We start from the raw sequence: 23,083 nt of genomic DNA on the forward strand, positions 1-23,083 counted from the left end.
GGCCGTGGCCCGGTTCCGACGTCAACGGTACTGCCAAGCCGCCGTCGACGGTCGTCGACCATGGTGTCGTACTGGCCGGTAACATACTGTCGGGCGCACTGCCGCGCCCGAGCCGATCGAACAGGAGGGCCCATGGCCACCATCGACGAATGCCGAACCGCGTTGGAGCAGTTCGCCGCGAACCTCGCCGAGAACCCCAAGACGGTCAAGAAGCTCACGGGCTTCCAGCGCAGCCTCGCCGCCGACATCACCGACCACGGCGTGTCCTTCAACGGCGAGTTCGACCGGGGGAGGCTGACCGGCATCACCGACGGCGACAACCCCGACGCCGACATCCGGATGGTCGTCGGCTCCGACGACCTCGTCAAGCTCGTCGCCGGCGAGCTGGACTTCAAGAAGGCCTTCATGGCCGGCCAGGTCAAGATCAAGGCGAAGCCGATGGACCTCATGAAGCTGAACGGGGTCCTGTAGGACCGCTCCACCTGCGCGACAAGGGCGAACGCCGCACGCGGGGCGCGCGGGAGCGGGCCGGGAGGCCCGCCCCGCGCTCCGTCGCGGCGCGTCGGCGGCCCGGACGGTCAAATGCGTCCCGGTCGGGCGCAACACCATTCAGGCCACGTTGTAATCTTCTGGCCAGCCGACTCGCACGGCTGTTGAGAGGCGCTGACGGGTGCCTCGAGCCCAGAACACTTACCGGGAGGTCCGTATGGCCACTGTTGACGAATGCCGCAATGTGCTCGAGAAGATGGCGGGCAAGGTCGCCAAGAAGTCCGGCGAGCTCGCCCTTGAGGACGGCTTCGAACGCACGCTGGCCGTGGAGATCACCGACCTGGGCCAGACGTTCAGCGCGAAGCTCGCCGGCGGCAAGCTGAACGACCTCCTCGACGGGGACGCCCCCGACGCCGAGGTCCGCATCCTGATCGCCTCTGACGACCTGATCGCCCTGTCCAAGAAGGAGATCAAGCCCGCCAAGGCGTTCCTGACCGGCAAGATCAAGGTCAAGGCCTCCGTGAAGGACCTCGCCAAGCTGCGCAAGGCCCTGAAGGTCGACTAGCACCGAGGCCGGTCGCCGCGGAGACCGCGGCGGCGAGGCCGTCCCGAGCCGCCCCGGCTCGGAGAGCGCAGAAGCCCGGACTTCGGCAGTCCGGGCTTTCGTCGTACCTGCGCTCGGCGCTCAGCCGGCCAGCAGCTCCTCGGCGGCGTCGCCGACCGGGACCGGCGCCCCGGTCGGGTCGTAGCCGACCGTGTCCGCTGCGGCCCAGCTCGACTCGCACAGCGCGCGCCACGCGTCGAGCTCGGCGCCCCGGCCGCTGAGGCTGATCCTCCCGCCGTCGAAGGCGGCCGTCCAGCCGCCGCACTCGACGCGGTCGGCGGCCTCGTTCCGCACCGGTTCCGGGTGCGCCTCCGTCAGCGCCGCAAGGCTCCAGCCGAGGTAGGTGGGCCGCTGCTCGGGCGGGAGCGCCAGCGCCTGGCGCGGCGACGCCACGCCGGTGAACACCAGCAGCGAGTCGATCCCGGCGCGGTTGGCGCCCTCGATGTCGGAGTCGGGCCGGTCGCCGACCATGACCGGGCGGCCGCCCGGCCTGCGCTCCATGGCGGCCTGGTAGATCCCCGGTTCGGGCTTCCCCGCGACGGCGTCGGGGCCGCGGCCGAGCGCGGCCGTGATCGCCCCGGCCAGCGCCCCCGTGCCGGGCAGCGGACCGTCCGGTGTGGGCAGGGTGGCGTCGAGGTTCGTCGCGACCCAGACGGCGCCGCCGCGGGCGGCGATGGTCAGGTCGGCGAGGTCCCTCCAGGTGACCGTGGGGATCATGCCGTACGCGATGCCCTGGGCCGCCTTGGGATCCTTCGTCGTGGTCAGGCCCTCGGCCTCGACGGCGGCCCCCAGCGCCTCCGAGCCCGTCACCAGGACCGGGGCGCCCTCGCCGAGGCGCTTGCGCAGGACTTCGGCCACGACCTGCGCCGAAGTGAGCACCTGCTCGTCCTCGGCCGGGACGCCCATGCCGCGCAAGGCGTCCGCGACGGTCGCAGGACTGCGGGAGGCGTTGTTGGTGACGAACACCGGCTCGCAGTCGAGGCCCGGAAGGGCCGCGATGGTCGCGGCCGCTTCCGGGATCGGTTCGTGCAGGAGGTAGACGACGCCGTCGAGGTCGAGCAGCGCCTGGTCGTAAGCGCCGGCGAGTGCCTCAGGGGCGCCTTTCAGTCGGGTCATCGGACTCCTCGGGGTTCGCCTCGTCGCGCGAGGGCTTCGGGTCGGTCCGCTCGTCGCCCTTGACGCCGGCCTCCGGTTCCTGGTCCTCGTCGTCCTCCGCGTCGAGGTCCTCGCCGCCGGTCTCGTCGGCGTGCTCGTCGAAGTCGTCGTCCTCGTCGTCTTCGTCGTCGTCGCGGGATTCGCCGTCGGCGTGCTCGTCGCCCTCGCCGTCGCCGTCGAAGTCGCCGGTCTCGCCGCGGTCGTCCTCGTCGAAGTCGTCGTCCTCGTCGTCGAAGTCCTCGTCGTCGCGGTCGTCTTCGAGGTCGTCATCGTCGTCCTCGAACTCCTCGATGGCGATGCCCTCGAGCTCGAGCAGGCGCTCGGCGGCGCCGGTCTCGCCGGACTCGTCGGCGGCGACGGCCTTGGAGAGCCACTCGCGGGCCTCGTCCTCGCGGCCGTCGGCCAGCAGGCCCTCGGCGTAGGCGTAGCGCAGGCGCGCGACCCACGGCTCGGTCTTCGGCGAGTTGAGCGCGCCGACCTTGAGCATCGCGGTCGCGGCCTCGCCCATGCCCATGTCGCGGCGGGCGCCGGAGGCGACGATGAGGAGCTCCACGCGCACCTCGGGGTCGACGCTCTCGTCGCTGCCGAACTCACGGTAGATGTCGATGGCGCGCTCGGGGTGCCCCAGGGCGCGTTCGCAGTCGGCGATGAGGGCGACGTGGTCGTGCGTGCCGCCCAGGCGCTGCGCGGCGCGCAGCTCGTTGACGGCCAGCTGCCACTCCTCGGCGCCGTACGCGGCCACGCCGGTGACCTCGCGGACCACGGCCACGCGGGAGGCCTTGCGGCGCGCGTAGCGGGCCTGCTCGAGCGCGCCCTCCACGTCGTCCTCGGCCAGCAGCGCGGCGGCGGCGAGGAGGCGGTTGCCCACGGCCTCGGCCAGCTGCTTGTTCAGGCTGCGCAGCCCGGCCTTGGTCTCCTTGTCGAGCTGGTCGAAGCCGTACTCGACGCCTTCGGGCAGGTCCGGCGCCTCGTCGGACTCGCCGAGGCGGATCGGACCCTCGTGCCCGGCCTCGCGCTCCTCCAGGGGACGCAGGTTGTCCTTGCCGCGGCGCTCCTTGCCGTCGCGGCCGAGGCGGTCCTCGCGGTCCCGGTCGTCGCGGCGCGGCCGGTCGTCGCGGTCGAAGCGGCGTCCGCCGTCGCGGCGGTCGCCACCGCGGTCGTCGCGGTTCTCGAAGCGGCGCGGCCGGTCGTCGTCCCGGCGCGGACCCCGGTCGTCGCGGCGGGGGCGGTCGTCGCGGTCGAACTTGCGGGGACGGTCATCGCCGTCCCGGCGGGGACGGTCGTCATAGCGGCGCGGACCGCGGTCATCGCGGTTGTAACCACCACGCCCGCCGCGGTCGTCGCGGCCTTCGCTGCGGTTGTAGCCGCCGCGGTTGTCGCCACGGCCACCGCGGTCGTCGCGGTTGAAACCGCCGCGTCCGCCCCGGTCGTCGCGGTCGAACTTGCGGGGACCGCGATCGTCGCCGTCCCGGCGCGGGCGGTCGTCATAGCGGCGCGGACCGCGATCGTCACGGTTGAAGCCGCCGCGGCCACCGCGGTCGTCGCGGTTGAAGCCGCCCCGTCCGCCCCGGTCGCCGTCGTAGCGGCGCTGGCCCTGGCCTTCGCGGTTCTCGAACCGGCGCGGCCGGTCGTCGTCCCGGCGGGGACCGCGGTCGTCGCGGTTGTAACCGCCGCGGTTGTCGCCTCGACCGCCTCGGTCGTCGCGGTCGAACTTGCGCGGACCGCGATCGTCGCCGTCCCGGCGCGGGCGGTCGTCATAGCGGCGCGGACCCCGGTCATCGCGGTTGAAACCGCCGCGGTTGTCACGGCCTTCGCTGCGGCCGTAACCGCCGCGGTTGTCGCCACGGCCACCGCGGTCGTCGCGGTTGAAGCCGCCGCGCCCGCCCCGGTCGTCGCCGTCGCGGCGGGGGCGGTCGTCGTAGCGGCGCGGACCCCGGTCATCGCGGTTGTAGCCGCCGCGGCCGCGGTCGTCGCGGTTCTCGAACCGGCGGGGCCGGTCGTCGTCGCGGCGCGGGCGGTCGTCCCGGTCGTCGTAGCGGCGGGGCCGGTCGTCGCGGTTGTCCCTGCGGCCGTAGCCGCCCCGGTCGTCCCCGCCTCGGCCGCCTTCCCGGCGGTCGTACCCGCCGCGGCCCGAACGGTCGCCGTAGCCGCCGCCCTCGCGACGGCCGTAGCCGCCTCGCCGGTCATCTCCACCCTTGCGGGCGCGGCCTTCTTCAGCCACTCGATTCTCCCCCTCTGTTCACCGCGACAAAACCAGTCAAGTCTATGCCTCAGCCGATGAGCTCGACCCCGGCGACGGTCTTCTTACCGCGCCGGATCACTCCGTAGCGGCCGTGAAGCAGGGCAGACCGGTCGATAACGGCCTCGGGGTCGGCGACCCGGACGTTGTTGAGGTAGGCCCCGCCCTCCTTGGCGGCGCGGCGCGCCTCGCCCAGGCTCGCCACCACGCCCGACTCCTTCATCGCCTCGGCGACGGTCACGTCGGGCTTGTGGAGCTCGGCCAGGCCGGCCTCCGCGAGCGCGGCGCGCAGTGTCGCCTCGGGCAGCTCGGCGAGCTCGCCGCGCCCGAACAGGGCCTGGGAGGCGGCGGTGACGTGCCGGGTCTCCTCGACGCCGTGCAGCAGCGTCGTCAGCTCCTCCGCGAGGGCCTTCTGCGCGAGGCGCGCGGCGGGCTTCTCGGCGGTGGCCCGCTCCAGCTCCTCGATCTCCTCGTGGGACTTGAACGAGAAGTACTTCAGGTAGCGCGCCACGTCGGCGTCCCCGGCGTTGACCCAGAACTGGTAGAACGCGTACGGGCTGGTCAGCTCGGGGTCGAGCCAGACCGCGCCGCCCTCGGTCTTGCCGAACTTGGTGCCGTCGGCCTTGGTCACGAGCGGGGTCACGAAGGCGTGGACGTGCTCGGCCGCGCGGCGCCGGATGTAGTCGACCCCGGCGGTGATGTTGCCCCACTGGTCCGACCCTCCGAACTGGAGGGTGCAGCCGTGGCGGCGGTTGAGCTCGAAGTAGTCGTGGGACTGGAGCAGCTGGTAGGAGAACTCGGTGAACGAGATGCCGGACTCGAGGCGGCTCTTCACCACGTCGCGGGCGAGCATCTTCGAGATCGGGAAGTGCTTGCCGACGTCGCGCAGGAAGTCCACGACGCCCAGCTCGGAGGTCCAGTCGAGGTTGTTCACCGGGACGGCGCCGTTGTCGCCGTCGTAGGTGACGAACGGGGCCACCTGGGCGCGGATCCTCTCGACCCAGGAGGCGACGACCTCGGGCGGGTTGATGCTGCGCTCCCCCGCCTCCTTGGGGTCGCCGATCTGGCCGGTCGCGCCGCCGACGAGCAGCAGCGGCCGCAGCCCGCCCCGCTGGAGGCGGCGGGCGGTGATCACCTGCATGAGGTGGCCGACGTGCAGGCTGACGGCCGTCGGGTCGAAGCCCACATAGAAGGTCACCTGCCCGGCGTCGAGGTGCTCGCGGAGCGAGTCGATACCGGTCGAGTCCTGGATGAGGCCGCGCCACGCGAGGTCGTCGAGAATATGCACGCCCTCATTCTGCCTCAGCGGCGGAAGCGCTTTTCGCGGTGCGCCGGGCCGCGTGGCCCGGGCCCGCCTAGGCGTCCGCGCGCTGCCCGGTCCCGCCGAGCGCCAGCGCGGCCTCGATGTGGACGCGCAGCTCCTGGGACGCGGCGGTCTTGGAGGCCTGCTTGGTCGGGCCCCGGCCCTCGGCGGCCGCGCGCTCGCCGGTGCGGGGCATCGCGGCCTCGGCGCGGCAGGTGAAGACCCGCTCGTGCGAGGGGCCCTCGACCTCGAAGTGCCACGTCAGGTCCTCGACCAGGCCGCGGGCGGCGTAGATCTGGACCGCCTCGGCCGGGTGCACGCCCGCGTCGACCAGGAGCTTGCGCGGGCCCTCGACGCGGGGCTTGGCGGCCGCGTCCTGCGAGAGGTCCGCCAGCCCCGCCAGGGAGGCCAGCAGCGCCAGCGCCGCCTGGTTCTTCGCGTCCTTCTTGTTGCGCTGCAAGCGCCTGGGCGACTCGACCTGCTCGCCGCCGTAGTGGATCGCGACCTGCGCGGCGAACAGCGGCGCCTCGAAGCCCGGCTCGGCCTCGACGGTCCAGCGCACGTTCGTGTCGTTGCTGACCGGTCCGCCGAGGCGGTCCTGGAGGTAGACGTTGACGATCGACTGGGCCTGCTGGGGCTCGGCGGCCAGGAGGCGGTTCATGCGCTCGCGCAGCGGCGCGAACGGCTCGCGCCCGTACAGGTACACGGAGGCGAACTCGCGCAGCTGGAGCTCGCGGGCGTCGAAGCGCCGCGCGGCGTCCTCGGCGAGTCCGGGCGGGACCTCGCCGCGCTCGACGGCGAACTGGAGGACCCGCGCGAACTGCTTGTAGGGCAGGCGGGCGAAGTCGGCGGCCTCGATCTGCCTGGCGGTCTCCTCGGCGGCGCGCTGCTTGAAGTACTCGGACTTGGCGCGGCGCTCGGCCTCGATGCGCTCGTTGACGTGCGCGGCGGCCTCGGCGAGGGCCTCGGGCGGGTACGGGGTGGGGAGGCCGAGCGAGGCCGCCAGGAGGATGCGCTGGGTGACCAGGTCGGGGTAGCGGCGGATGGGGCTGGTCGCGTGCGTGTAGACGGGCAGCTGGAGGCCGTGGTGGCCGTGGACGGTGGGGCCGTAGCCGGCGGCGCGGGCGACCATGCGCATCCGGGAGCGGAGCATCTCGAAGGCGGCGCTGTCGCCGGAGGCGGCGATCGAGTCGAGTTCGCCGCGCAGGTCGGCGGGGTCGCCGGCGACGGCCGCGAGGCGGTGGTTGCGGAACAGGATCGGGAGGTCCTGGCGGACGGCCCAGGCCGCGATCTGCGCGTTGGCGGCGATCATGAACTCCTGCACGATGATGTACCCGGAGTTGCGCATCGAGCTGTCGAGCCGGATGAGCTGGCCCTCCTCGTTGGTGGCGAAGCCCGAGAGGAGGTCGTAGAAGGCGAGCGCGCCGGCGTTGCGGCGGGCGGCGAGCATCGTCTGGGCGAAGCGCAGCGCGAGGGCGAGGGTGTCGTGGAGCGGGTGGGCGGGGTCGCCGGCGGCATCGGCGGCCTCGGCGTGGGAGACGGCCCAGGAGCGGGTGAGGCGGCCGGGTCCGAGGTCGGCGGCGAGCACGTGGCCGGCGCCGTCGATGCGGAGGTGGACGGCGAAGGTGTCGTTCTCGCGGCCGGGGTCGAGGGAGGCGGCGGCGACCACCGGGGCGGGGAGCATGTGCTTGGTGTGGTCGGGCCGGTAGCGGGTGGCGACCCGCTGGCGGGCCTCGATGTCGGCGGGTCCGCCGTTGACGACGTGGTCGGCGACGCGCGCGATGTGGATCCAGGCGTCGAAGCCGTCGCCGTCGGCCTCGATCCAGATGGCGTCGTCGCGGTCGACGGTGGTCGCGGCGTCGATCATGATCCCGGTCTCGGCGGGGTTGTAGTCGGCCAACTGCGCTCCTTCGAATCCAGCCGCAATCGTAGCCGCAGGCGCAGGGCGGGTGCGCGTACGCACGCGGGCCGGGTGTCCATACTGTGAACACCCGGCCCGGTGCGGACTGCAACCCTCTCAGGGGCGCAGGTCCCAGGTCTCCAGCCGCCCGCACATGCCCCACTTGGCGGCCGCGTCCCCGGCACTGGCGACGTGGGCGTCGCACAGGTGGGTCGCGTCGGCCCGCGCGAGGGCGTCGAGGTGGGCGCCGGTCGCGTCGACCTGGGCCTTGGGGCCGTCGGCCCACAGCCGCCGCCAGGCGTCGGTGCGGGCCGAGACGAGCCGTCCTGCCCGGTCCCACAGGGGCTTCATGGCCGAGGGGCCCTCGGCCCGGACGCGTTCGCGGAGGGCGAGGTAGCCCTCGACGGCGAGGTCCCGCCGGGTCCGGACGGCCTCGCCGCGCCCGGCCTCGGTGAGGCCGTCCGCGGCGGGGGCTCCCGCCGCCGCGGCGTACGCCTCGGGGTCGTCCAGGGTCGCCTCGGGGAAGGTGAACACGGCGTCCCCGGCCTCGGGGATGCCCGCGTTCTGCATGACCACGACGAGCTGGAGGTCGCCGGAGCCGTTGATCAGGCGGTGGACGGTCCCTGGGGTGAACCACAGGACCGTGCCGCGCGCCAGGTCGCGGCGTTCGTAGCCGTCGCCCGAGAGGGTCTCGACCGCGCCGGTGCCGCCGGTGACGACGTACCCCTCGGTGGAGGCGGTGTGCAGGTGCGGGGAGCCGCCCGCCTGGCCGTCGACGGTGGGCCAGTCGTAGACGGTGACGAGGGAGACGGCCGTGCCGCCCGGGAATCCCACGCCTACCCCAGCCGCGCGAGTTCGGCGGCGGCCAGTTCGGCGGCCTTCGCGGCGCCCTCGGTCCCGGTGTCGCCGTTGACGACCGCGACGGCGTGGCGCAGGGTCACGGTGTCGCCGGGGGCCATCGGCAGCTCGGTGTCGAAGAACGGCGCGGGGCAGACCGCGGCGAAGGGGGTCGAGCGGACGAACCACTTGACCGGCGCGCCGGGGTTCTCCGGGTGGTCGGTGAAGACCAGGGTGGAGTGGGCGTCGACCGAGTCGTGGGCGCCGCGGAAGGCGAGCCAGTCGCCGCGCACGCCCATGAGCTCGTCGCCGCCCTCGCCGTCGGCGGTGTAGACGCGGCCCTCGGTGAAGGAGCGCGGTCCGCGCCAGAAGAAGCCGCCGTAGCCGGCGTTCTCGCGGCCCTCGGTGGTGGGGCTGCCCATGATGACCGTGTCCTGCGTGTCGTTGGTGAACGCGGTGGAGAAGGAGAGCACCCAGGTGTCGTCGGCCAGGACGGTGACGGCGAAGGCGCGCTGCTCGGCGAAGAAGTGGCGGCCGTCCTCGGTGACCCAGTCGAGGCGCTCGGCGACCTTGACGCCGCCCTCGCCGGCGGTGAGCTCGGTGAACTCCCGGTGGACCATGGCGCCGTCGTTCTTCTCGTCGACGTAGCCCTTGCCGCGGCGGAAGGTGCGCCCGCCCCAGAAGTTCTCGGGGCCCGCGTTGGGCAGGGAGAGGGCGATGCCCTTGTGCCACACGTGGTCGTGGGGCCGGTAGAGGCTCACCTGGTGCCCGGCGAGGTCGCGCAGCGGCTCGAAGTAGGGGCGGGGGGACTCGAACTGGTCGTTGTCGGGCCGGTAGACGTAGCGCAGGAGCTCGAGGTCGCCCTCGGTGATCGAGAGCGCGGTGCCGTTGTCGTCGAGTTGCAGCGTCATCGGTGTTTCTCCACTGTGTTTCCGAAGCTGGTGGTTCGAGGCGGGTCGGGCGTCACTTGCGGTCGGGCCAGGGGGCGCCGGAGCCGTCCATGCGCTGGTAGAACGGCGAGGTCGGGTCGATCTCCCCGGCGCGGATCCGCTTGCCGGTGAAGGCCGAGGCGTAGATCGCGGCGAGGAGTTCGAGGGTGCGGCGGGCCTCGCCGATGGCGACCGGCGGGGCGGCGTTGCCGTCGAGGGCGTCGGCGATGCGGGCGAACTGGGCGCCGTGGCCCGAGGACTGTCCGCGGGGCTTGGAGTACCAGGCCTGCATGACCTCCTCGACGTGCTCTTCGAGCGGCGTGACCGTCCAGTTCGCGTCGCTGTAGCCGTAGAGGTGGTCGAGTTCGACGGTGGCGTTGTCGAAGTCGAGGCGGATCTGGGAGACCTCGCGCGGGGAGAGCAGGGAGTTGGTGATGACGACCGAGGCGCCCGACTCGAGGGTGACGATCGCGTGGGAGACGTCCTCGGTGTTGGTGTCGCGGCGGTGGCGGTGCGCGGTGGCGACCACCTCGGACCACGGGCCCACGAGGGAGAGCAGCGTGTCGATCTGGTGGATGCCGTGGCCCATGGTGGGGCCGCCGCCCTCGGTCTCCCAGCGTCCGCGCCAGTCGACCGCGAAGTACTCGGGCGCGCGGTACCAGAGCGTGTCGCACTTGGCGACGGCGAGCTTGCCGAGGACGCCCGCGGCGGTCATGTTCCGCACCCGCTCGGCGGCCGAGCCGAAGCGGTGCTGGGAGATGATCGCGAAGTCGCCCTTGGAGGCGGCCGCCGCGGCCGCGATCCGGTCGAACTCCTCCAGGCTCAGCGCCGGGGGCTTCTCGCAGACGACGCCGACGCCTGCTTCGAGCGCCGCGATCGCGCCGGGGCCGTGGGCCACCGGCGGCGTGCACAGGTCGACCAGGTCGAGCTCCTCGTTCGCGAGCAGCTCCTCGATGGAGGCGTAGCCGCGCTCGAGGCCGAACTTCGCCGTGAAGTCCGCGAGGCGCCCGGCGTCGGGGTCGACGGCGGCGACGAGCTCGAAGCGGTCGGGCACGTGCCTGCGGAGCTCTGCGGCGTGGAGGTGGGCGATGCCGCCGGTGCCGACGATGGCGAGGCGGTGGGTGGAGGGCACGGTGGACTCCTTCGACGCGACGGATCGGTAAACGTTTTCCAGCGTTAGGGGCAATACTAGCCGACAACGGTCTCGACGGTGACCTGGGTCGCCAGCGTGCGGGTGCCCGGCTCGAAGCGGCGCTCGCCGGTGACCTCGACCGCGAGGGTCGCGGCGATGTCGGCCGCCGACCGGCCGAGGCGCAGTTCGAGGGCCCCGGCCTCCACGATCCACTGGCCGTCGAGGCCGATGAGCGCGGCCAGGTCGACCGGCACCGCGAAGCGGGCCCTGCCGGCCTCGCCGGGGGCGAGGGGGAGGCGCGCGAAGCCGACGAGGCGCTGCACCGGGCGGACGGTGGAGGCGACCGGGTCGTGGAGGTACAGCTGCACGACCTCCGTGCCGTGCCGGTCCCCCGTGTTGCGCACGCGGACCTCGACCTCGACCACGCCTTCGGGCCCCGCCTCGGGCCCCGAGACGAGCTCGGGCTCGTCCCAGGCGAACTCGGTGTAGGTCAGGCCGTGGCCGAAGGCGTACCGGGCGGTCGGGTCGTTGGAGGACACCTCCGAGCGGCGGGCCAGCTGCGGGCCGAGGTAGGTCGCCGGCGGGGAGTCGCGGCGGGCCGGGACGCCGACGGGCAGGCGGCCCTCGGGTTCGGCGGCGCCGGTGAGGATGGCGGCGATCGCGGCGGCGCCCTCCTCGCCGGGCAGGAACGCCTGCACGATCGCCGCGGCCCGCTCGGGCGCGGTGCCGAGGGCGTAGGGGCGCCCGGAGATCACCACGACGACGGTGGGGGTGCCCGAGTCGAGGACCGCTTCGAGCAGTTCGGACTGGCGCCCGGGCAGGGCGTGGTCGGGGGCGTCGCAGCCTTCGCCGGAGGTGCCGCGGCCGAACAGGCTCGAGCGGTCGCCGACGGCGATGATCGCGAGGTCGGCGGAGGCGGCGGCGTTCGCGGCGGCGGCGATCTCGGCGTCGTCGGCGTCCAGGATCCAGCCGCCGGCGACCTGCTCGACGGTCGCGCCCGGCAGGTCGGCCGCGAGCCGGTCGGCGAGGGTCGCGATCGCGACGCCCACATCGACGCGCGGGTAGGGGTCGCCGCTCTCGGGCTCGTACCGCATGTGGTGGTTGGGGAAGGAGTAGCAGCCGAGCATGGCGGCCGGGTCGTCGGCGACGGGGCCGAGGAGGGCGACGCGGGCGGGCGGCGACGTCACCGGCAGGGTGCCGTCGTTGGCGAGCAGCACGACGGACTTGCGGGCGACCTCGGCGGCGAGCGCGCGGGCCTCGGGCGGGTCGAGGTCGACGGTCCCGGCGGGCTCGGGAAGCTCGTCGAGGAGCCCGAGTTCGATCTTCTGGGTCAGGACGCGCTCGACGGCGCGGTCGAGGGTCTTCTCCTCGACGGCCCCTTCGGCGACGGCGGCGCGCAGCGGCTCGCCGAAGCAGTCCGCGCCGGGCAGTTCGACGTCCACGCCGGCGTTGAGGGCCAGCCCGGCGGCGGCGGAGCGGTCGGCCGCGACGCCGTGCAGGGAGTTGAGGAAGTTGACGCCGAAGTAGTCGGCGACGATGACGCCCTCGAAGCCCCACTCCTCGCGGAGGACGCCGGTGAGCAGGCGGACGTTGGCGTGCGAGGGCACGCCGTCGTTGGCGGCGTAGGAGGGCATGACCGCCTTGGCGCGCCCGATCCGCACGGCCATCTCGAAGGGGGTCAGGTAGGTCTCGGCGAACTGCCTGGGGCCCATGTAGACCGGGCCGAAGTTGCGGGCGGCGTGCGAGGCGGAGTAGCCGGCGAAGTGCTTGAGGGTCGCGATGATCCCGGACTCCTGGAGGCCGGTGACGTAGGCGGTGCCGAGGACGCCGGTGAGGTAGGGGTCCTCGCCGATGGTCTCCTCCGTTCGGCCCCAGCGGGAGTCGGAGACGACGTCGAGGACGGGGGCGAGGCCCTGGTGGATGCCGACCGAGCGCATGGTGGCCCCGATCTGGCGGGCCATGGCGCGGACCAGGTCGGGGTCGAAGGTGGCGCCCCAGGCGAGGGCCGTGGGGAAGGCGGTGGCGCCGTGGGCCATGAAGCCGGCGAGGCACTCCTCGTGGGCGATGGCGGCGATGCCGAAGCGGCTGTTGGAGCGGATCCGGCGCTGGACGGCGGCGAGGCGCCCGGCGCCGGCGGCGGGGTCGACGAGGGCCGAGCCGAAGGGGCGGGTGAGCTGGCCGAGTCCGTGGGCGAGGGCGTCGTCCCCGGCGGCGGCGCCTTCGGTCTGCTCGCTCTGGTGGGGGGCCATGTCGCCGGCGTCGGCGTCGACGCCGTGCCACAGGCTCGCCAGTTGCGCGCACTTCTCTTCGAGGGTCATCCGCTTGACGAGCCCGGCGGCCCTTTCAGCGGCCTCCGCGGGGGTGTCGGTGTGCATGCTGCTCCACTCAAGCGGCCCGCGACACGCCGCTGGCGGCCAAAGCCGGGCCGATAGTTTCCGGAAATTTTCTGATCGTTTTCGATACGGGTTTGCACACCATAACATTGATGAGGCCCCAGTTCTAGCGTCAATCGGATCGTGGGATGCGTTTGCCCAGGAGCGCTATTCGACAGATTCGTTCGAAAGTTTCGGCCGCGATCCGGGAGCCCGGGACCGCGGCTATAGGATGTTCGCACTACCTTTGGGAGCGGGCCCCCGACGCGCGGGGGCGCACGGTCGTACCGGCGGTGCATCGGAGCAGCAGGAGGAGCCTTGAGCGAAGCCGAACACGGGCGCATCACCATCCGCGCCATCGCCGACGAGGCGGGCGTCAGCGTCCCGACGGTCTCGCGGGTCATCAACGGCCGCTCCGACGTAGCCCCCGAGACCCGCAAGCGCGTCGAGGAGCTCCTGAACGAGCGCGGCTACCAGCGCCGCCGCTCCACCCGCGCGCCGAGCCGGGCGCGCCTGGTCGACCTGGTCTTCAACGAGCTCGACAGCCCCTGGGCGGTGGAGATCATCCGCGGCGTCGAGGACGCGGCCCACGCCTCCGGGGTCGGCACCGTCGTCTCCGCGGTCCACCGCCGCCGGGCCTCCACCGAGCAGTGGCTCGACAACCTCCGCACCCGCGCCTCCGACGGCGTCATCCTCGTCATCTCGCAGCTGGCCTCCCCGATCCTGGAGCAGCTGCGGCACCTCGGCGTCCCGATGGTCGTGCTCGACCCCTCCGGCGGGCCCACCATGGACGCCCCCGCGATCGGCGCGACGAACTGGGCCGGCGGCCTCGCCGCCACCGAGCACCTGATCGCCCTGGGCCACCGCCGGATCGGCTTCATCCACGGCCCCAAGCAGGTCCTGTGCTCCCGCGCCCGCTTCGACGGCTACCGGGCCGCCCTCGAGGCCGCCGGGATCACCTTCGACTCCGCCCTGGTCTTCGACGGCGACTTCTACCACCAGTCCGGCTTCGACGCGGCCTCGGCGCTGCTGCGCCTGCCCGAGCCGCCCACGGCGATCTTCGCGTCCTCGGACCAGATGGCCTTCGGCGCCTACGAGGCGATCCGCCAGGCCGGGCTGCGCATCCCCGAGCACGTGAGCGTGGTCGGCTTCGACGACCTGCCCGAGTCGCGCTGGACCAGCCCGCCCCTGACGACGGTGCGCCAGCCGCTCGCCGAGATGGGCGCCCTCGCCGCCAGGACGGTCCTGGAGATGGCCGCGGGCAACGACATCGACTCCCCCCGGCTCGAACTCGCGACCGAGCTGGTCGTCAGGGAGTCGACCGCCGCGCACGGGAAGTAGGCCGCAGAGCGCCTAGGCGTTCGGGGCGACCTCGGTGCCCGCGCCGCGCCTGCGGGGCCTCACCGCGGTGCGGACCGCCTCCGGGGCCGACTCCAGGCCCAGCGGCACCAGGCCCGCGTCGGCGATGAGCGCCAGGTCGTCCTTGGCCGCCTGGCCCTCGCTGGTGAGGTAGTCCCCCAGGAAGATCGAGTTGACGATCTGGAGCGCCAGCGACTGCATCTGCCGCAAGTGGACCTCGCGCCCGGCGGCCAGCCGCACCTCCGCCGCCGGGTTCGCCAGCCGCACCATCGCCAGGATGCGCAGGCACCGGCGCGGATCGAGCTCCCACGTGCCCTCCAGCGGCGTCCCGTCGAAGGGCAGCAGGAAGTTCACCGGGATCGAGTCCACATGCAACTCGCGCAGGCCCAGCGCCACCGACACCAGGTCCGCGTCCGACTCCCCCATCCCGGCGATGAGGCCCGAGCACGGCGACAGGCCCGCCCCGTGCGCGGCGTCCACCGTGTCGACCCGGTCGGCGAAGGTGTGCGTCGAGCAGATCTCGGCGTACGCCTCCTCGGCGGTGTTGAGGTTGTGGTTGTAGGCGTCGGCGCCGAGCTCGGCCAGGCGCTCGGCCTGCCCGCCCTTGAGCAGCCCCAGGCAGGCGCACACCTCGACGCCCGGCGCGGCGTCCTTGACCGCCGCGATGGTCTTGCCGACCCGCTCGACGTCCATGTCCGTCGGTCCGCGCCCGCTCGCGACCAGGCACACCCGCGAGGCGCCGCCCGCGACCCCCGCGGCGGCCTGCTCGGCGGCCTGCTCGGGGCTCAGCCAGGTGTACTTGAGGACGTCGGCCTTGGAGCCCAGCCGCTGCGAGCAGTAGCCGCAGTCCTCGGGGCACAGGCCGCTCTTGAGGTTCACCAGGTAGTTGAGTTTGACGGTGTTCCCGAAGTGGCGGAAGCGAAGTCGCGCCGCGGCGGCCACCACGTCCATGAGCTCGGCGTCCGCGCTGGCCAGGACCGCCTCCAGGTCGGCGGCGTCGGGGGCGGCCCCGGGGTCGTCGGCGGCGGCGGCGAGTCGGGCGAGGGCGTCGTTCACTGCTGGCATGGCCAGATCTTGCCACAACCGGGCACCGGCCGCTTTCGGACGGTTCGCGACCCGTTGGGGTGAATGGCCACGAGACGTCACGCTCGGGCCGCAGCGTCGTGATCCGCTTACACTTGCTACAGTGGGTGGTCGGTGCTGCGACGAACGCGGTGGGCTGGTGGAGATCCCCCCTGCACGCGTTGCGAACGACGAACCGCCCGAACCATCCGGAGAGAATCAACCGTGCCGATCGCACCTGGACAGCCGGCGTTGATCGCCGTGGCCGTCGCGACCCTCTGGGCCCAGCCCGCGGCCCCCGGACCGGAGGACCGGCTCGCATTGGGCGTGCCGTCCGCCATCCGCGAATGGGTCGCCCGGCTCACCAACGACATCCGCGCCAACGGCCTCAAGGGCCGCGTCCGCTCCCAATGCCTGCTGGGGACCAGGGTCGAGGTCAAGCAGGTCGCCGACGGCTGGGCCGAGGTGGCCTGCCCCTCGCAGGAGGTCGCCGGCTGGGTCCCGCTCGACCAGCTCGCGCACCCGGCCGACGGCGACTCCAGCGGCACCGAGTACCTGGTGACCGCCACCGCGACCGCCGTGCGGGACGAGCCCGGCGGCGACGTCGCCGTCCCCGGCGTCACCCTGGGGACCCGCCTGCGGGTCGTCGGCGAGGGGTACCGGGGCTGGGTGCCCGTGGCGCTGCCGGGGCCCAGGCAGCCCGGCTGGGTGCCCCAGCGGGACCTCGCGGCCGAGCCGGCGGCCGAACTGACCCCGCCCTCGACCGGGACGGTCGCGGCCGGGCTCGACGCGGTCAAGCTCGCCCAGCAGCTCCTGGAGATCCCCTACCTGCACGGCGGGGTGAGCGCCTACGGCATCGACGCGCCGGGGCTGGTCTGGATCGTCTACCGCCAGCTGGGCATCGACGTGCCGCGCTTCGGCGAGGGGCTCATGGCCTCCGGCGAGGCGGTCGACTTCGAGGACCTGCACCCGGGCGACCTGGTGTTCCTCGAGCACGGCGGCGACCCGCGGACCCCGGCGATCATGGCCGAGCGCGGCCAGACGGACCTGCCGGAGGTCGTCTTCTCCTCGTCGGTGTACGGCAAGGTCGTCGTCGAGTCGCTCAAGGACTCCGAGCTGGCCCGCATCACCGCCTGCCGCCGCCTGCCCGTCAAGGTCTGACGAACGCCGAACGGCCCGCCGCCCCTCTCGCGGGGCGGCGGGCCGTCTTCGCGTGCGCTACAGCTTCTCGGCGCCCGCGGTGGCCGGGACGTGCTGCTCCTGCTCGGCCTCCGCGAACAGCTCCTTCCAGGTCCTGCCCTCGCGGCGCAGGAGGATGTGGTTCGTGACCACGACGGCGGTGAGGACGCCCGCGATGATGCCGAGCGAGAGCGCGGTCGGGATCTCCGGGATCGCGTCGATGTGCTCGCCGCCGTTGATGAACGGCAGCTGGTTGTCGTGCAGGCCGTGCAGCACGAGCTTCACGCCGATCCAGCCGAGGATCGCGGCCAGGCCCAGGGACAGGAACCGCAGCGACTTGAGCAGGGCCGCCAGCAGGAAGTACAGCTGCCGCAGGCCCATGAGCGCGAAGATGGTCGCGGTGAAGACCAGGAACGGCTCCTGGGTGAGGCCGAAGATCGCCGGGATCGAGTCGAGGGCGAACAGGATGTCGGTGGAGCCGATCGCGAGCATCGCCAGCAGTAGCGGCGTCACGTACTTGACGCCCTCGATGCGGGTGGTGAGGCGGCCGCCCTCGTAGTCGGGGGCGACCCGCAGCCGCGACTCGGCGAACCGCATGAAGCCGTTCTGGGGGAGCTCGTCGTCGTGGCCGCCGTTGTCGCGCAGCTGGCCCCACGCGGTCCAGATGAGGATCGCGCCGAAGATCAGGAAGACCCAGCTGAAGCGCTCGATGAGGACCGAGCCGACGGCGATGAAGGCGCCGCGCAGGACGATCGAGAGCACGATGCCGACGAGGAGGACGCGCGACTGGAGCGCGTCGGGGACCCGGAAGGCCTGGATGATGAGGAGGAAGACGAAGAGGTTGTCGACCGAGAGGGCGAGTTCGGTCAGGTAGCCGGCGTAGAACTGCCCGCCGTAAGCCGCGCCCTGCGTGGCGAAGATGACGGCGCCGAAGAGCAGTGCCGCGCTGATGTAGATGCCGGCCCATGTGGCCGATTCCTTCGTGGAGAGTTTGTGCGGGTTGCGTACCGCCATCACGAGGTCGAAGACGATCACCGACGCGAGCACCGCCATCGTGAGCGCCCAGGCCCAGGCCGGGAGTTCCAATGTGTTGCCTTCCTTGGTCTTCGGAGGGTCACATGGTCTCTCCCGATCCTTGCGGACCAGCGTCACCGGGGACCGATCGCGGTTCCGTGCATTGACGACGACGCTAACAGCGGCTCGCGCTGCGGGATACTCCCCACATACCTGATTTTGAACAGACGGGACTATTCTGCCTGCCGGAACCCGACTTGTCATTAGTCGGATATGTGACTTCACTCTCGACGTTACGCCGGATGGGCGGTGCCCGCCACGCGTTGTGGGAGGCTCCGCGCATGGTTCTGGAAGTCGCTGAAATCAAGGTCACCCCCGGTCGGGAGGACGCCTTCAAGGAGGCGTACCGCTCCGCCCGCGAGCACGTGTCGGCCTCCCCCGGCGTGCGGACGATCCGCATGACCCAGGGCGTGGAGAACCCGAGCCGGTTCGTACTCCTCATCGAATGGGACTCGATCGAGGCACACGAGCAGGGCTTCCGCGAGACCGATCGCTTCCCGAAGTGGCGGGAGGCCATCGGCCCGTTCTTCGCCGAGCCGCCGTTCGTGGAGCACTTCGAGGACGTCGACTAGCGGCAACAAGGTCCGGGCCACAACGGACCTTAACTGGCCTGCTCGATCTCGCGGAGCTCGCGTTTAAGGTCGGCGATCTCGTCGCGGTAGGCCGCGGCCAGTTCGAAGCGCAGTTCCCTTGCGGCGGCGAGCATCTGGTCGTTGCGCTCGTCGAGCTGCTGGAGGATCTCGGCGCGGACCTTCCCGGCGCCCTTGGCGTCCTTGCCCTTGCCGCGCGCGGGCCGCTCCGACTCGACCAGCTTCGCGGTCTCGGCCGCCGAGTCGTACAGGTCCTCCATGATGTCGCCGATGCGCTTGCGCAGCGGCTGCGGGTCGATGCCGTTCGCCTTGTTGTAGGCGATCTGCTTGTCGCGGCGCCGGTCGGTCTCGTCGAGGGCGGCCTTCATGGAGTCGGTGAGGTTGTCGGCGTACATGAGCACGGTGCCGGACACGTTCCGGGCCGCGCGGCCGATGGTCTGGATCAGCGAGGTCGCCGAGCGCAGGAACCCCTCCTTGTCGGCGTCGAGGATCGCCACGAGCGAGACCTCGGGCAGGTCGAGGCCCTCGCGCAGGAGGTTGATGCCGACCAGGACGTCGTAGTCGCCGCGGCGCAGCTCGCCGAGGAGCTCGACGCGGCGCAGGGTCTCGACCTCCGAGTGGAGGTACCGGACGCGGATGCCGTTGTCGAGGAAGTAGTCGGTGAGGTCCTCGGCCATCTTCTTGGTGAGGGTGGTGACGAGGACCCGCTCGTCCTTGGCGGCGCGCTCGCGGATCTCGTGCATGAGGTCGTCGATCTGGCCCTTGGTGGGGCGGACCTCCACGTGCGGGTCGACCAGGCCGGTGGGGCGGATGACCTGCTCCACGAACTGGCCGCCGGTCTGCTCGAGCTCCCACTTGCCGGGGGTGGCCGAGAGGTAGACGGTCTGGCCGACGCGCTCGCGGAACTCGTCGAAGCGCAGCGGCCGGTTGTCCTGGGCGCTGGGCAGGCGGAAGCCGTGTTCGACGAGGTTGCGCTTGCGGGAGGCGTCGCCCTCGGACATGGCGCCGACCTGGGGGACGGTCTGGTGCGACTCGTCGAGGATGGTGACGAAGTCGGACGGGAAGTAGTCGAGCAGCGTGTGGGGAGGGGTGCCGGCCGGGCGGCCGTCGATGTGGCGGGAGTAGTTCTCGATGCCGTTGCAGGTGCCGGTCTGCTTCATGTTCTCCAGGTCGAACACGGTGCGCATGCGCAGCCGCTGGGCCTCCAGGAGCTTCCCCTGGGACTCCAGTTCGGCGAGGCGCTCCTCGAGCTCGACCTCGATGTCGCCGATGGCGCGGGTCATGCGCTCGTTGCCGGTGGCGTAGTGGGAGCCGGGGAAGATGAGGACCCGGTCGACCTCGCGGATGACGTCGCCGGTGATCGGGTGGAGGTAGTAGAGCCGGTCGATCTCCTCGCCGAACATCTCGATGCGGATCGCGAGCTCCTCGTAGGCGGGGATGATCTCGATCGTGTCGCCGCGGACGCGGAAGGTGCCGCGGGTGAAGGCGATGTCGTTGCGGCTGTACTGGACGTCGACGAGGCGGCGCAGCAGCTTGTCGCGGTCCCACTCCTGGCCGACGGTGACCTCGGTGGCCTGCTCGAGGTACTCGGCGGGGGTGGCGAGGCCGTAGATGGCCGAGACGGTGGCGACCACGACCACGTCGCGGCGGGTGAGCAGCGAGTAGGTGGCGCGGTGGCGGAGCCGCTCGACCTCCTCGTTGATCGAGGCGTCCTTCTCGATGTAGGTGTCGGTCTGGGCGACGTAGGCCTCGGGCTGGTAGTAGTCGTAGTAGGAGACGTAGTACTCGACGGCGTTGTTGGGGAGGAGCTCGCGGAACTCCTTGGCGAGCTGGGCGGCGAGCGTCTTGTTGTGGGCCATCACGAGGGCGGGCCGCTGGAGCTTCTCGATCAGCCACGCGGACGTGGCGGACTTGCCGGTGCCGGTCGCGCCGAGCAGGACCACGTCGCGCTCGCCGCGGTCGACGCGCCCGGCGAGCTCCTTGATCGCGGTCGGCTGGTCGCCGGACGGCTCGTACTCGCTGACCACCTCGAAGCGCCCCTCGGCGCGCGGAATATCGAATGCCACCGACCAACCGTAGCGCCGGGGTCCGACATTGATCGACGCCGCCGGTGACTTTTCGCGGCCCGGCTCGTTGGTCACTGCGTGAGCTCCACTACCTCAGTTTCCTGGAAATCGGCCCTGATGTGGGTCATGGTCATCATCATCGCGATCGCCACCGCCGGGTGGTTCGCCGTGTCGTGCGCGTCCGACCGGTCGAGCGCCGAGCGCCCGGTCAGCGAGGAGGAGGCGGCGCTGCTGGCGTCGATGCGCGAGCGCAACCTCGGCTCCGATCCGGTGGCGCTGCGCATGACGCTGCCGGTGGAGGGCGAGATGGTCGTCGTCGACGGGTACCTGAACTGGCAGGTGCCGCTGCTGTACGCGCGGGTCCCGGTCGAGGGGGGCGAGCACCGGCTGGTGCAGGCCGTTCCGGGGCTGATCGCGGGCCGCGCCGACGACGGCGCGGCGTTCGCGGAGGTCCGGGTACCCGAGGACGGCTGGAACACGCGGCAGATGCTCTCGGGGGCGTCCACGCCGCTGGAGACGACGCTCGACATCCTCGCCTCGTCGCTGTTCACGTTGACCGCCGAGGAGGCCGACGACCCCGCCGAGCTGGCGGAGCAGGCCACGTGGCGCGAGGAGGGGATCATCGACGGGGAGGCGGTGGACTCGTTCCGGGCGCCGATCATGGTGGCGACCAGCGACCAGGCGGGGCCGAGCCCCGAGGCGCTGTACTCGCTCGACGGCTCCGGGGACCTGCGGCGCTTCCAGGTGAACACGGGCGCGGAGAGCCTCGCGGCGGTGGACTTCCTGCGGGAGGTCGAGTTCGATCCGGCCGGGCTGGTGCCGGTGGACCTGCTGGGCGGTCCGGTGATCGCGCCGGGCGAGGTCGACGGGGACCTGGCGGAGACGCTCGCGGGGGTGCGCGCGGCGAACTGGTCGCGGTCGGCCGTGGTCGAGTTGACCGTGCCGGTGGGCGACGGCCAGGTGGCGACCGGTTCGGGCTCGGTGGACTGGCGGACCATGACGGCGTACCTGCGGGTGAGCGACGGCGACGGAGACCGGCTGCTGCTGGCGCGGCCGGGCGGGTTCGCGACCGTCGCCACCGACGAGGAGGAGCTGCCCGAGGTGCCGCCGCTGGACGGCTGGGAGACGCACGCGCTCGCCGACGAGAACGCCGCGGACAGCTTCGGGCCGGTCGAGTCGCTGGTCTACCGGATGCTGGAGATGGCCGCGGAGGAGCCCGGGGACGCCGGCGAGCTGGCGGAGGAGGCGTCGCTGCTGCGCGTGGACGAGAGCGGGGGCGAGCCGGTGTACGTGGTCGAGTTCCCGGTGGCGGGGGACGCCCCGGCGGAGGCCGGTGAGTCGGCGTTCCGGTACCACGTGAGCGAGGACCGCCTCCGCGAGGTGGAGATGATGTCGTACTTCGGGGCCGCCTCGGCGGAGCTGGAGTACGAGGACTTCCCGATGGTGGCGATCCCGGCGGCCGTGAGCGAGGCGATCGGCTAGAGGGCGGAGGGGAGGCGGGCCCGGCCATGGTGGTCGGGCCCGTCGCCGTGGGCGGCGTCAGACCGCGCGCTGGGCCTCGAGCCGGCGGAGCGTCGCGAGCACGTGGGCTCGCACCTCTTCGGGGAGCTCGCGGTTCTCGACCCATTCGAGGAGGATCTTGTACGCGGCGCGGACGCGCAGGACGACGAGTTCGGCCGCCGCCGCGATGCGCCAGATCCACGGGGTGTCCGTCGAGCCGACGATCTGCCAGAGCACTTCGACGGCGGCCGTCTGGTTGATCGGCGCCCAGTGCCGGGCGGCCTGCAGTCGGGTGCCGAAGCTCACCGCGGCGTCCTGCGCGAGCACCTTGAGGGCCTCCTCCGCGTCGTGGAGCGCCAGGGGCTTCAGCTCGATCGCCGCTTTGAGGCGGCATTCGGCGTCGACGTCGGCGGCGGTGGCGATCACGAGGGTCGTCAGGCGCCGCTGGTCGTCGGAGGTGATGAGCCGTGCCGCCTCGAGGCGCAGGAACGGCGGGTTGGCGCTGTCGTGGGCGAAGTGGAACAGGGCTTCGGAGGCCGCCGCGGGGTGGCAGCGGCGGTACTCGGCGGCCATCGCGAGCCGGTGGCCCTGGTCGAGTCGGCGGTCCTGGATGGTGCTGCGGAGCATCCGCCTCGAGGCGTCGTCGGCCCCGGGGCCGTGGGCCAGGTCGTGGACGGCGCGGTCGCGGTCCTCGCTGTTCCCCTTCGCGTCGCGGACCATCGCCGCGGCATCGCGCTGGACATCGCGCGGGTCCTTGATCTTCGTGTCGATGCGCTTGCACTCCGACCGGGCGGACCGCCTCCCGAGGCCGATCCGGCCGAGCACGCCGAGCCGCCGCCGGTGCCGCCGGCGGCGGACGACGACGATCTGGACGGTGACGGACCCGATGAGCCAGAGCGCGACGCAGAGCGCGGCCGCGAGCGGCGGCAGGGGGTGGCCTGAGGCCTCGGCGACCAGGAGGGCGGCGGCGAGGGCCGCCAGGCCGCTGAGGGAGAGGGTCAGCTGCACACGACCGCCCGGCCCGGCGGCGGGGGCGGAGACTGGATCTTCTGTCGTATCCATCGTGGTGGCATGGCTTTCTGTACTCGATCAGACGGATGGGGGCCGGTCTCGGGGCCGCGGGAGTTCGCGGCCGAGCCGGGGCGGTCGTCGTCGAACAGGAGTCGAACGCGACTGTTCATCGTAACAGAATCGGGCACTGGACGTCATAACCGCATTTGCGTCACATATTTGCTACCACTGGTGACATATGGGATGACCGGACACGGGAACGGGCCCGCGGCGGCGCCGCGG

Annotated in this window: 18 protein-coding genes; 6 read left to right on the forward strand and 12 right to left on the reverse strand. The window is 72.4% G+C overall.

Features of this window, described 5'->3' with window-relative positions; all coding sequences use genetic code 11:
• Positions 1-132 precede the first annotated feature (132 nt).
• Together LO763_RS25265 and LO763_RS25270 are read left to right on the forward strand one after the other, a co-directional pair.
• On the forward strand, positions 133-471 hold the full coding sequence (locus tag LO763_RS25265; protein WP_230790564.1) for an SCP2 sterol-binding domain-containing protein: 339 nt from the start codon (positions 133-135) through the stop codon (positions 469-471).
• Positions 472-706: 235 nt separating this feature from the next.
• Positions 707-1,054: an SCP2 sterol-binding domain-containing protein gene (locus LO763_RS25270; RefSeq protein WP_230790565.1), complete on the forward strand. Its 348-nt coding sequence runs from the start codon at positions 707-709 to the stop codon at positions 1,052-1,054.
• Positions 1,055-1,174: 120 nt separating this feature from the next.
• Here the strand turns inward: LO763_RS25270 and LO763_RS25275 are convergent, their stop codons facing one another.
• From LO763_RS25275 to LO763_RS25310, 8 genes are all read right to left on the reverse strand, one after another.
• The gene (locus LO763_RS25275; RefSeq protein WP_230790566.1) at positions 1,175-2,209 is read right to left on the reverse strand and encodes an HAD-IIA family hydrolase; all 1,035 of its coding nucleotides are present in this window, start codon (positions 2,207-2,209) and stop codon (positions 1,175-1,177) included.
• Complete coding sequence (locus LO763_RS25280) at positions 2,184-4,469, reverse strand: tetratricopeptide repeat protein (protein WP_230790567.1); 2,286 nt, start codon at positions 4,467-4,469, stop codon at positions 2,184-2,186. The genes LO763_RS25275 and LO763_RS25280 overlap by 26 nt, the downstream gene beginning before the upstream one ends.
• 49 nt (positions 4,470-4,518) lie before the next feature.
• A complete protein-coding gene (tyrS, locus tag LO763_RS25285; RefSeq protein WP_230790568.1) occupies positions 4,519-5,775 on the reverse strand; it encodes a tyrosine--tRNA ligase in 1,257 nt (418 codons plus the stop codon).
• Between the two features lie 67 nt (positions 5,776-5,842).
• Positions 5,843-7,690: an RNB domain-containing ribonuclease gene (locus LO763_RS25290; protein ID WP_230790570.1), complete on the reverse strand. Its 1,848-nt coding sequence runs from the start codon at positions 7,688-7,690 to the stop codon at positions 5,843-5,845.
• A 117-nt stretch (positions 7,691-7,807) separates the two neighbouring features.
• On the reverse strand, positions 7,808-8,524 hold the full coding sequence (locus LO763_RS25295; RefSeq protein WP_230790572.1) for a cupin domain-containing protein: 717 nt from the start codon (positions 8,522-8,524) through the stop codon (positions 7,808-7,810).
• Between the two features lie 2 nt (positions 8,525-8,526).
• A complete protein-coding gene (locus tag LO763_RS25300; protein WP_230790574.1) occupies positions 8,527-9,438 on the reverse strand; it encodes a DUF6807 domain-containing protein in 912 nt (303 codons plus the stop codon).
• Positions 9,439-9,490: 52 nt separating this feature from the next.
• A complete protein-coding gene (locus LO763_RS25305; protein WP_230790576.1) occupies positions 9,491-10,588 on the reverse strand; it encodes a Gfo/Idh/MocA family protein in 1,098 nt (365 codons plus the stop codon).
• A 56-nt stretch (positions 10,589-10,644) separates the two neighbouring features.
• On the reverse strand, positions 10,645-12,963 hold the full coding sequence (locus LO763_RS25310; RefSeq protein WP_230790578.1) for a beta-glucosidase family protein: 2,319 nt from the start codon (positions 12,961-12,963) through the stop codon (positions 10,645-10,647).
• A gap of 315 nt (positions 12,964-13,278) precedes the next feature.
• On the opposite strand from LO763_RS25310, the gene LO763_RS25315 reads away from it, so the two are divergent.
• Positions 13,279-14,301: a LacI family DNA-binding transcriptional regulator gene (locus tag LO763_RS25315; RefSeq protein WP_230790580.1), complete on the forward strand. Its 1,023-nt coding sequence runs from the start codon at positions 13,279-13,281 to the stop codon at positions 14,299-14,301.
• A gap of 12 nt (positions 14,302-14,313) precedes the next feature.
• On the opposite strand, the gene bioB is transcribed toward LO763_RS25315, so the two are convergent.
• Positions 14,314-15,384 (reverse strand): biotin synthase BioB, encoded by a 1,071-nt coding sequence (gene bioB / locus LO763_RS25320; RefSeq protein WP_255673008.1) that lies wholly within the window; start codon positions 15,382-15,384, stop codon positions 14,314-14,316.
• 222 nt (positions 15,385-15,606) lie between these two features.
• On the opposite strand from bioB, the gene LO763_RS25325 reads away from it, so the two are divergent.
• Positions 15,607-16,542 (forward strand): C40 family peptidase, encoded by a 936-nt coding sequence (locus LO763_RS25325; protein ID WP_230790582.1) that lies wholly within the window; start codon positions 15,607-15,609, stop codon positions 16,540-16,542.
• Positions 16,543-16,599: 57 nt separating this feature from the next.
• Here the strand turns inward: LO763_RS25325 and LO763_RS25330 are convergent, their stop codons facing one another.
• Positions 16,600-17,646 carry a TerC family protein gene (locus tag LO763_RS25330; RefSeq protein WP_230790584.1) on the reverse strand — a complete coding sequence of 349 codons (1,047 nt, stop codon included), beginning with the start codon at positions 17,644-17,646 and terminating at the stop codon, positions 16,600-16,602.
• A 269-nt stretch (positions 17,647-17,915) separates the two neighbouring features.
• On the opposite strand from LO763_RS25330, the gene LO763_RS25335 reads away from it, so the two are divergent.
• Positions 17,916-18,206, forward strand: coding sequence for a putative quinol monooxygenase (locus LO763_RS25335; RefSeq protein WP_230790586.1), 291 nt, complete (start codon positions 17,916-17,918; stop codon positions 18,204-18,206).
• A 29-nt stretch (positions 18,207-18,235) separates the two neighbouring features.
• Here the strand turns inward: LO763_RS25335 and uvrB are convergent, their stop codons facing one another.
• The gene (gene uvrB / locus LO763_RS25340; RefSeq protein ID WP_230790588.1) at positions 18,236-20,290 is read right to left on the reverse strand and encodes an excinuclease ABC subunit UvrB; all 2,055 of its coding nucleotides are present in this window, start codon (positions 20,288-20,290) and stop codon (positions 18,236-18,238) included.
• A 126-nt stretch (positions 20,291-20,416) separates the two neighbouring features.
• Here uvrB and LO763_RS25345 point away from each other — a divergent pair, with 126 nt between their 5' ends.
• Positions 20,417-21,772, forward strand: coding sequence for a hypothetical protein (locus LO763_RS25345; protein ID WP_230790591.1), 1,356 nt, complete (start codon positions 20,417-20,419; stop codon positions 21,770-21,772).
• 57 nt (positions 21,773-21,829) lie between these two features.
• Here the strand turns inward: LO763_RS25345 and LO763_RS25350 are convergent, their stop codons facing one another.
• Positions 21,830-22,852, reverse strand: coding sequence for a hypothetical protein (locus tag LO763_RS25350; RefSeq protein WP_230790593.1), 1,023 nt, complete (start codon positions 22,850-22,852; stop codon positions 21,830-21,832).
• Positions 22,853-23,083: the final 231 nt, after the last annotated feature.

It is taken from the genome of Glycomyces amatae (assembly GCF_020991375.1).
Taxonomy (GTDB): domain Bacteria; phylum Actinomycetota; class Actinomycetes; order Mycobacteriales; family Micromonosporaceae; genus Glycomyces; species Glycomyces amatae.

What these genes read in the sequence shown, in the direction of transcription:
- LO763_RS25265 (WP_230790564.1), top strand. Translation starts at nt 133, where the DNA reads ATGGCCACCATCGACGAATGCCGAACCGCGTTGGAGCAGTTCGCCGCG.
- LO763_RS25270 (WP_230790565.1), top strand. Translation starts at nt 707, where the DNA reads ATGGCCACTGTTGACGAATGCCGCAATGTGCTCGAGAAGATGGCGGGC.
- LO763_RS25275 (WP_230790566.1), bottom strand. Translation starts at nt 2,209, where the DNA reads ATGACCCGACTGAAAGGCGCCCCTGAGGCACTCGCCGGCGCTTACGAC.
- LO763_RS25300 (WP_230790574.1), bottom strand. Translation starts at nt 9,438, where the DNA reads ATGACGCTGCAACTCGACGACAACGGCACCGCGCTCTCGATCACCGAG.
- LO763_RS25310 (WP_230790578.1), bottom strand. Translation starts at nt 12,963, where the DNA reads ATGCACACCGACACCCCCGCGGAGGCCGCTGAAAGGGCCGCCGGGCTC.
- bioB (WP_255673008.1), bottom strand. Translation starts at nt 15,384, where the DNA reads ATGCCAGCAGTGAACGACGCCCTCGCCCGACTCGCCGCCGCCGCCGAC.
- LO763_RS25335 (WP_230790586.1), top strand. Translation starts at nt 17,916, where the DNA reads ATGGTTCTGGAAGTCGCTGAAATCAAGGTCACCCCCGGTCGGGAGGAC.
- LO763_RS25345 (WP_230790591.1), top strand. Translation starts at nt 20,417, where the DNA reads ATGGTCATCATCATCGCGATCGCCACCGCCGGGTGGTTCGCCGTGTCG.
- LO763_RS25350 (WP_230790593.1), bottom strand. Translation starts at nt 22,852, where the DNA reads ATGGATACGACAGAAGATCCAGTCTCCGCCCCCGCCGCCGGGCCGGGC.